This is a genomic window from Mesobacillus selenatarsenatis SF-1, from assembly GCF_000813125.1.
GTDB classification, from domain to species: Bacteria; Bacillota; Bacilli; order Bacillales; family Cytobacillaceae; genus Mesobacillus; species Mesobacillus selenatarsenatis.
Map to the genome: position 1 here is coordinate 1 of NZ_BASE01000140.1, position 233 is coordinate 233.

At 36.9% G+C, this 233-nt stretch carries 1 protein-coding gene; it reads right to left on the reverse strand.

Features of this window, described 5'->3' with window-relative positions; genetic code table 11:
- On the reverse strand, positions 1 to 233 hold a 233-nt coding region (locus TY49_RS23690; RefSeq protein ID WP_041968346.1), incomplete at both ends, for a carbohydrate binding domain-containing protein.

The window sequence follows — 233 nt, forward strand, 5'->3', positions numbered from 1 at the left end:
TCTTGAATGTTGCCTAGCTCAAAGACAATTTTTCCATCGTTGAATGTATCTTCGGTCATTTCAAATGAATAGGTAAAGGTTTGCATTTCGTTTGTTAAATCAAATGTTTGCGTTGGTGCATATGGAATGAACCAAGGATCTTCGGTCAGTTCTTTTCCGATGTTCACATTGACTTTACGAGCGTCATTTGCTCGTGCATCAAACGTTACGTTATAGGTTTTTCCTTTTTCAAA